Consider the following 9,194-nt stretch of genomic DNA (forward strand, 5'->3'; position numbering starts at 1 on the left):
AGGGGGAAGGCGCGAAGCGACTCAGGGGGTGCACCATGTCTCAGAATCCCACGCTGCGGAAGGCAATGGCAAAAATCGCGTCCAACACGATCACCGCGGTGATCGAGGTCACCACCGAGGCGGTGGTGCCGGCGCCCAGGCTCTGGGTATTGGGCTCCACCTCCAGCCCCCAGTGGCAGGCGATCAGCGCGATCGCCACGCCAAAGGCAACCGACTTGGCCATCGCCAGGTACAGGTTGGCGATGGACACCGCGCCCGGCATGGCCTGGATGAAATACGCGGGCGCCACGCCCATCGCCAGGTTGGCCGCCAGCATGCCGCCAACCAGCGCGCAGACCGTGGTCCAGACCGCCACCAGCGGCATCGCGAAGGCCAGCGCCAGCGCGCGTGGCATCACCAGCCGAAAGCCGCTGGAGATGCCCATCACCTGCATCGCGTCCAGCTCTTCATTGACCCGCATCACGCCGATCTGCGCGGTGATGGCCGAGCCCGAGCGCCCCGCCACCAGGATGGCCGCCAGCAACGGCCCCAGCTCGCGCACCAGCGACAGGCCCAGGATGTTGACGATGAAGGCCTCGGCGCCGAACTGCCGCAGCTGCAGCGACATCAGGTAGGCCAGCACCACGCCGATCAGAAAGCCCACCAGCGCGGTGATCGGCAGCGCGGTCGCGCCCATCGAATACAAATGCCCCGACACGTCGCGCCAAGGCCCGCTGGCCGGGCTCTTCAAGAGGCGCAGGCAATCCAGCATCAACTGCCCGACCAGCTCGATCGTGGCGCGCGCGTGGCGCAGCACCGCCAGCAGCACGCTGCCCAGCTGGATCAGCCAGCCCAGCCAGTTGAGCTTGCGCTCGGGCGGGCACGGCATGGTCAGCGCCGCCACGCGTTCCAGCATCTGGCGCTGCATCTCCTGCGTGGCCAGCCGGGCCGGCCACTGGCGCCCCCAGTGCTCCCACAGCAGCTGCGCGCCCACATGGTCGAGCCAGTCGGCCTCGCGCAGGTCCCAGCCCAGGTCGGCCTGGCCGGCGGTCGGGGCCAGCTGCGCCTTCAGTGCCCGCCAGTCCTGGCGGTCCCCCAGCTCGGCAGCGCCCCAGCGCCCGCGCAGCTGCGCCCAGCGGCCGGAGCCATCCTGCGTGTCGGCGATGCGGGGAGGGTTTGCTGCCATGGGGTATCGGAGATTTGACACGGAGCACTATACCTTGCTCTTACCCCATGAATTGCATGCATCGCCCTGCGCCTACAAGGCCTGCTCAGGCCCGCGCCACGGGCCGCAGCGGCCAGCTCAGCAGCAGCCACAGCGCGCTGAGCGCCGCGGTGGCGGCGAACAGCACCTGCGGCCCACCCCATTTGGCCAGCAGCCCGCCCAGGGCGCCGCCGGCGAACAGGCCCAGCGACTGCAGCGTGTTGTAGGCCCCCAGCGCAGCGCCGCGCAGCGGCGCCGGCGCCATGCGCGACACCAGGCTGGGCTGGCTGGCCTCCAGCGCGTTGAAGCCGCAGAAGAAGATGAACATCAAGGCCCCCATCCACCACAGCTGCACCGCCGCGCCCGAGACGGCCACCGTCCCCAGCCCGAGCTGCACCACCAGCACCAGCGCGATGGCCGTCAGCAGCGCCGCGCGCAGCCGGCCGCGGCGCTCCAGCGCGAACAGACCGCCCATCATCACGAACGACAGCACCACCGCCGGCAAGTAGACATGCCAGTGCTCGGCCTTGGGCAGGCCGGCCTGCACCAGCATGGCCGGCACCGCCACCCACATGGACATCTGCACCGTGTGCAGCACGAACACGCCTGCGTTCAGGCGCAGCAGATCGGCATGGCCCAGCAGGTCGCGCATGCGCCCGCGCGGCGCGTGCGCATGCTGCGCCGGCTCGGGCGGCACCACCCACAGCACCACCGCAATGCCCGCCAGCGCCAGCGCGCAGGTCAGCCCGAACAGGCCGGCCAGGCCGATGCGCGCCGCCAGCCAGGGGCTGGCCACCAGCGCCAGCGCGAACATCAGCCCGATGCTGCCGCCCACCAGCGCCATGGCCTTGGTGCGCACCGCATCACGCGTCTGATCGGCCAGCAGCGCAGTCACCGCCGCCGAGACCGCCCCGGCCCCCTGCAGCGCCCGCCCGAGCAGCAGCTGCTGCAGGCTGCCCGCCAGCGCCGCGATCAGGCTGCCGGCGGCAAACACCAGCAGCCCGGCCACGATCACCTTCTTGCGCCCGAGCCGGTCGGAGGCCAGGCCCAGCGGCAGCTGGCACAGCGCCTGCGTGAGCCCGTAGATGCCCATGGCCAGCCCCACCAGGGCCGGATCGTCGCCGCCGGGGTATTTGCGCGCCTCCAGCGCGAACACCGGCAGCACCAGGAACAGGCCGAGCATGCGCAGCGCGAAGATCAATGCCAGGCTGGCGCTGGAGCGGCGCTCTTGCGGGGACATGCGGCTGGTTGCCGGCGAGGCAGAGGGCGCGGCGGCGCCAGTGGCGGAAGCGTGGGAATCGAGCACGGGCTTTACTGTGGGGCAAGCAATCCCGCCATTCTCGCCCATTGGCCCGCCCCGAACGCGGCGCGGGCGGCAAGTCCTCCAAAGTCCGTGCTCCAAACTGGGGACGCACGGCCGGCACGGGGCGCGCCGTCAGGCATCGCGGCGCGATCGCGCGCGCAGCTGCCGCGAATGCAGCCAGCCGCCCAGCAGCATCAGCGCCATCAGCATGGCCAGACCTCCCGCACCCAGGGCGGGCACCGGCACTGCCGGCGGCACCACGCTGGCAAGCACCGCATGGCTGGGGTTGTTGGCCAGCAGCGTGCTGGCTTCGCCGGTGGTCGTGACCATCGCATCGCCCCGCACCGTGTTTCCCTTGACATAGGGGATGGTGACGGTCTGCGGCGCAGGATTGGCGGCGCCCGGCGCCAGCGTGATGGCCGGCCAGGTCACCAGGCCGGTGGCCGGGTCGTAGCTGCCCCCGCCGCCGACCACCACGCCGCTCAGGCCCGGCGGCAGCTGCAGCGTGGTCACGGTGTTGGTCGCGGGGCCCATTGCCGGCGCGTTGCTGGTGACCACGGTGAAGGTGGCCGTGCCGTTGTTGTTGTTCACCACGGTGGTGGTGGTGCTGACATCCGGGCCCAGCGCCAGCGGAATGGTGACGCTGCCCGCACCCGAGGCCTTGCCCGCCGCGTCGGCCACCGTGTAGGGGATCACCACCGACACGGCGCCGTCCACCGGGTCCACCGCCATGCCCGCCAGCTGGGCCACGGTCACGGTGACTCCGTTGGCCGGGAAGTTCGCCGAGGTATAGGTCACCCCGTTGACCTTGATGCTGGTGGCATTGCTGGGGAAGCTGGGAATGGTGACGCTGGTCACCGCGCCAGGGGCCGGATCGCTCGCATTGGTGCCGGTCACGCCGCTGGGCAGGCTGCCGGTGAAGGCGCCCGCATCCACCGGCACAGTGGCCGTGCCGCCCGGATTGCTTTGGCTCGGATACAGCGCGTGGCCCGCCACCGGGGGCTGCTCCATGCCGAAGTTGACGCCCGGCCGGTCCACCACGCCCACATCCACGGTCTGCTGGCTGTTGGCCGCGCCATCGGGCACGCCCGCCAGGTTCTCGCCGGTGGCCAGCCATTGCGCCGGGGGTGTCACCGTCACCGTGTAGCGGCCGTTGATCGGCACTGGCGCGCTGTAGTTGCCGTTGGCGTCGATGGCGACGGTGGCCACGGTCGCGCCGCCGCTGTCGGTAATGACCGCCTGCAGCCCGGCGGGCAGGGGCGTGGACGATTCGCTGCCGTCCTTGACCTGGTTGCCGTTGACGTCGTTGAAGACATTGCCGCTCAGCAGCACCGTCATCGGCACGGAGTAGTTCACCTGGCTGTTCGCATCGCCCTCGGTCACCACGCCGGCTGCATGCTGCAGCTGCGCGATATTGGGGACTGAGCTGGCAGCGGTGGGGGCGGTTGCCGTATAGGTCAGGCGCAGGCCGCTGTTGGCGGGAAACACCGGGATGGTCGCGCTGATGCCGCTGGCGGTGCTGGTAAAGCTGGGGCAGGTCGCAGCCACCACGGTGGTGCCGGCCGGGAACACATTGTCTGCCGCCGTGATGGGGCGGCATGCCAGGTTGGCAAAGCCCGCCGGGTTGGCAGCGGCCATGGCAGCGGCCATCGCGTCGTTGAATGCCACGTTGCTTGCATCCGCCGCGTAGTTGACCGCGTCCACCGTGAAGCTGACGGTCTGGCCCGGCATGGCCTGCACCGGCGTCACCACCTTGGCGAGGGCCAATGCGCCTGCGGTGGCCACCGTCGGTCCGGCAGTCGAGCGCACCGTTGGCCAGTAGGGGTTGGCCGATTCCACGGCGCCAGAGAAAATCGCATAGTTCACCGACGGCACCTGGCCCACCGGATGCTGCGCGGTGACATGGAAGGTCACGCTGGAGCCCGGCGGCATGGTGGCCGCGCCGGCCGTGCCCCAGACGAAATCAAAGCTGGGCCGGTTGTTGAATATACTGTCGCTGTCGTCGATGGGCCGGGTGCTACCGTCGGCCAGCACCTTGACGCCTTGCTGCGGCGTGAAGCTGGGGCATGCGGCGCCGCCGGTGGTCGACTGGCAGGTCATGGTCATCACCGGCTCCAAGGGCTCGAAGCTGGCGTCGATCAGGCGCGGCAAATCGAGATTGCTGGCGCTGGTATTGGTCACCACCACGGTGAAGTCGAGCAGGCCCGAGGCAGGCACGGTGGGAGACGAGATGGTCTTGTCGACTTTCAGGGTCTGGTTGCAGGCCGGCAGATTGACCGGCATGGGCACTTTCGCGTTGTCATTGGCGGCGATGCGGTCGCTGCCCAGTGGATCAACCTTCACCGCGCCGATGAAGCCGGTATTCGTCGCATCCACCAATTGGCCTTCGTTATAGCAGCCACCGGCTGCGTATAGCTGCTGCAGCGGCGGCACCCGGAAGGTCGAAACGAACTCCAGGGTTCCACCCACCGGGAACTGCGGCTTGCTCGTACCCGACCAATAGGCATTCCAGCCCGTGGTGTGCCAGTAGCCGCCACCACCGCCGCCGGAGCCGCCGGGCGTCACATAGTCGGGGCAGACGGCACCGCCGGACGCGGTGCAATGCACCCCCATGTCGAAGGGGTCCACGGCCAGCGGCGGCGTAAAGCCGGAGAGGGTATAGCCAGGCGGCGTGGACAAGCCGGCGGGATCGCCCGGCTTGGCGGTCATCTCGATCCGGTTGGTTCGGCTGCCAGTCCGGTCATAGGCCGTCGAGTTCGGGTTGAAGTTGTCGACGCTGTCGCCGATCGCATAGTCGGTGAATGGCAAGCCCGGCGCCGCATTGGTGACCGAAATCTTGAAGTACACATACTGGCCGGGCTTGAGCGGCAACGGGGCCGGGATGGTGGCGGCCAGGTCCAGGTAAGGGCCCGACTTGGCGGCCACGGCATCGAAGCTGGGGGTGCATGGCACGCCGATATTGCCCTGGGTGACCACCTGGTACGAGTTGTTGCCCATGCGGTTCTGGTTGGTCCGGTACACCGGGCTGGTCTGGTTGTAGTTGGTGTCCAGGAAATCGCTGGGTGGCAATATGGAAGCCTGCGCCACGGCATACAGCGGCTTGCACTGCTGCGTGGTGTCGGCCCCGCTGGTGCCGGTGTAGGTGATCTGCAGGCTGCTGCCGGCCGGCATGCTGGCAGACACCGCGCTCGAACTGCCGCCCGTCAGGCTATAGGACGTGGGGCACTGCGCAGCGCCCGAGGGGGCGCAACTGGGCGCGTTCAGGCTGGCCGCCGTGGTGGGCCAGAGCAGGCTGAAGTTCAAAGGCACGTTCGTCGCGGTCACCCCCGAGGCATTGCTGTAGGTCACGGTGTAGCTGAACGGGGCATTCGGGCCCACGCCATTGGTGGCCTGGTCGGAAGACTGGGTGATGCCATTCAATACCAGGTCTCCCTGGCCGCAGAGCTGGGCGCCCACGGTGGTGGACTGCACCGCGGTGTTGTCCGCCGTCGACGGCGGATTTTCATAACCGCCGTTGGGGGAGATGGGCGCCAGCGCAGAGGTCAGCGTCAACACCCGGTTGTCGCCAGATCCATTGGTGCTGCAGGCCGCCACTCCCACATCCACCACCACGCTCAAGGTCAGGCTGCTGCCGCCCGGCATCTGGGTGGCGCCTATGCTTTGCTTCAGGTCGCCGTTGTAGCCGGCCTGGTTGACCAAGGGCACCGGCTGCGGCGAGAGAATACTAGGTTGGCCCGGCGTATTCACCGTGGCCACCACATTGGCGCAGCTGGCGCCGCCCGTGGCGCCGGTGCAGGTGATGCTGTTGAACCTGGTGCCCGGCAGGTAGCCGAGCGAGCTGGCCGAGCCGGTGCCCTGTGCGGTGGCCAGCGTCATGCGCGACACGATGTCGTTGGTGTCCGCGCCGGTGTTTTGCAGCACCACGGTATAGGTGGCCTGGGCATTGCCGGGCGCGGCAATGTTCGCAGGCCCCGACACCGCCGTGGCATAGCTCAGCTGGGGCGGCGCAATGTAGACAAAGATGTTGCTGGTGTCGGTGCTGGTGTCGGCATTGGTGTCCGCCGGCCCCGGCGCCACCGTGGCCACCACGTTCATGCCGCCGCTCACGTACGAGGCCACCGAACCCGGTGCCGGCACCGTCAGGGTCAGCTTGCCGTTGACCGGCATGCTAGGCACCGTACCGCTCAGCGTGGTGCCGCCCGAGGGCAAGGTGTACGAGGCCGGGCATACCGCCCCGCCCGCGGCCACGCAGCTCACGTTGGAATTCCAGGCGACCGCAGACGATCGGGTACTCGGCACATTCAGGCTGAAGCTGGCATTGGTGGCCGCCGCCGGGCCGCGGTTGGTCAGCACCACGGTATAGGTTTCCAGCTCGGCGGCGGTGTAGCTGGCCTTGTCGGCGGCCACGTTCACCACCAGATCGACCTGCGCGGCCGACGCCAGCCCGGCGCCGGACAGGGCCGCCATGGCCAACACCCGATAAACATGTCGCAGCACATTCGGATAGAACATCACAACGCCCCTCGATGATGGCTTGGCCTGCGGACGCAGCTATGCCCGGCGCCAGCAGCCATGTCAATTTGAAACAATATTCACAAATACTATCAATTTGAAGAAAGTATGCATCAAGGCAATTAAAAATTCAGAATTGATGAATTGTTTGGTGCGTTGTTGACAATTTGCATCGATATCGAGGCATGGGCCGATGGTCTTTTCCGCGTTGCTATGCAAAACAGCCGTACCCCGGATAATGGAAAGTTTTCGTTCTGGCGCACCCACCTTGAACTCCTCCATCGACAGCGATTCCCCGGCCCATGTCCTGCGCACGCAGCGCATCGCCATCCGGGGGGCGCGCACGCACAACCTCAAGAACATCGATCTCGACATCCCGCGCCACCAGCTAGTGGTGATCACCGGGCTGTCGGGCTCGGGCAAGTCCAGCCTGGCGTTCGACACCTTGTATGCCGAGGGGCAGCGCCGCTACGTGGAAAGCCTGTCGGCCTATGCGCGCCAGTTCCTGGGGCGGCTCGACAAGCCCGATGTGGACCTGATCGAGGGCCTGTCGCCAGCCATCAGCATCGAGCAGAAGGCCACCAGCCACAATCCGCGCTCCACCGTGGGCACGGTGACCGAGATCCACGACTACCTGCGCCTGCTGTACGCCCGCGCCGGCACGCCCTACTGCCCCGAGCACGACCTGCCGCTGGCCGCGCAGACCGTGAGCCAGATGGTGGACGCCATCCTGGCGCTGCCCGAGGACACGCGGCTGATGGTGCTGGCGCCGGTGGCGCGCGGCAAGAAGGGGGAATTCGTCGAGCTGTTCGCGCAGATGCAGGCCCAGGGCTATGTGCGCTTTCGCGTGGATGGCCAGATGTACGAGCACGAGAGCCTGCCGCCGCTGGCCAAGAACGACAAGCACGACATCGACGTGGTGATCGACCGGGTGAAGGTGCGCGCCGGCCTGCAGCAGCGCCTGGCCGAGAGCATAGAAGCCGCACTGCGCATAGGGGGCCACGACGGCAACGGCCGCGTGCTGGCGCTGGAGATGGACACGGGGCACGAGCACCTGTACAGCAGCAAGTTCTCGTGCCCGGTGTGCAGCTACGCGCTGCCCGAGCTGGAGCCGCGCCTGTTCTCGTTCAACTCTCCCCAAGGCGCCTGCCCGGCCTGCGACGGCCTGGGCGTGCACGAGGTGTTCGACGTCGAGCGCGTGGTGGCCTTCCCGAGCCTGAGCCTGGCGAGCGGCGCCATCAAGGGCTGGGACCGGCGCAACGGCTACTACTTCGCCATGCTGGAGAGCCTGGGCCGGCACTACCGCTTCGACATCGAGGCGCCGTTCGAGAGCCTGCCCGAGCGGGTGCGCCAGGTGGTGCTCCACGGCTCGGGCGACGAGGAGATCGCCTTCAGCTACGAGCTGGCCAGCGGCGAGAACGCGGGCAAGGCCATCACCAAGAAGCACCCGTTCGAAGGCATCATTCCCAACATGCGGCGGCGCTGGCGCGAAACGGATTCGAGCGTGGTGCGCGACGAGCTGGCCCGCTACCAGAGCGTGCAGCCCTGCCCCGACTGCCACGGCGCGCGCCTGCGCCGCGAGGCGCTGTTCGTGCGCGTGGGCGAGGGCGGGCAGGCCCGCGCCATCCAGGAGGTGAGCCGGGTCACGCTCGCCGAGGCGCACGACTGGTTCAGCCAGCTGCAGCTGCAAGGCGCCAAGGCCGACATCGCCGCGCGCGTGGTGCACGAGATCCGCACGCGGCTGCAGTTCCTCAACGACGTGGGCCTGACGTATCTCAGCCTGGCGCGCAGCGCCGAGACGCTCTCCGGCGGCGAGGCCCAGCGCATCCGGCTGGCGAGCCAGATCGGCTCGGGCCTCACGGGCGTGATGTACGTACTGGACGAGCCCAGCATCGGCCTGCACCAGCGCGACAACGACCGGCTCATCGCCACGCTGCAGCACCTGCGCGACATCGGCAACAGCGTGATCGTGGTCGAGCACGACGAGGACATGATGCGCGCCGCCGACCAGATCATCGACATGGGCCCCGGCGCCGGCGTACACGGCGGCCGGGTGATGGCCCAGGGCAGCTATGCCGATATCTGCGCCAGCAGCGAATCGCTGACCGGCCAGTACCTGAGCGGCAAGCAGCGCATCGCGGTGCCCGCGCGGCGCACGCCCTGGCTGCCGGCGCAGGCCGGCGGCGCTGGCGCCAG

The 9,194-nt window shown here is 68.5% G+C and carries 5 protein-coding genes; 1 reads left to right on the forward strand and 4 read right to left on the reverse strand.

What is annotated here, in order from left to right:
- Positions 1–40: 40 nt before the first annotated feature.
- From ACODRX_RS23160 to ACODRX_RS23175, 4 genes are all read right to left on the reverse strand, one after another.
- Complete coding sequence (locus tag ACODRX_RS23160) at positions 41–1,165, reverse strand: MlaE family ABC transporter permease (RefSeq protein ID WP_488873901.1); 1,125 nt, start codon at positions 1,163–1,165, stop codon at positions 41–43.
- 85 nt (positions 1,166–1,250) lie between these two features.
- Complete coding sequence (locus tag ACODRX_RS23165; RefSeq protein WP_488873902.1) at positions 1,251–2,423, reverse strand: MFS transporter; 1,173 nt, start codon at positions 2,421–2,423, stop codon at positions 1,251–1,253.
- A gap of 195 nt (positions 2,424–2,618) precedes the next feature.
- A complete protein-coding gene (locus ACODRX_RS23170) occupies positions 2,619–6,953 on the reverse strand; it encodes a hypothetical protein (RefSeq protein WP_488873903.1) in 4,335 nt (1,444 codons plus the stop codon).
- A gap of 108 nt (positions 6,954–7,061) precedes the next feature.
- The gene (locus ACODRX_RS23175; RefSeq protein WP_488873906.1) at positions 7,062–7,280 is read right to left on the reverse strand and encodes a hypothetical protein; all 219 of its coding nucleotides are present in this window, start codon (positions 7,278–7,280) and stop codon (positions 7,062–7,064) included.
- Here ACODRX_RS23175 and uvrA point away from each other — a divergent pair.
- Positions 7,237–9,194 (forward strand): excinuclease ABC subunit UvrA (uvrA, locus tag ACODRX_RS23180; protein ID WP_488873904.1); only part of this gene is annotated, 1,958 nt, incomplete at its 3' end. The two genes, ACODRX_RS23175 and uvrA, sit on opposite strands and share 44 nt — an antisense overlap.

The organism is Comamonas sp. FG99, from assembly GCF_057808605.1.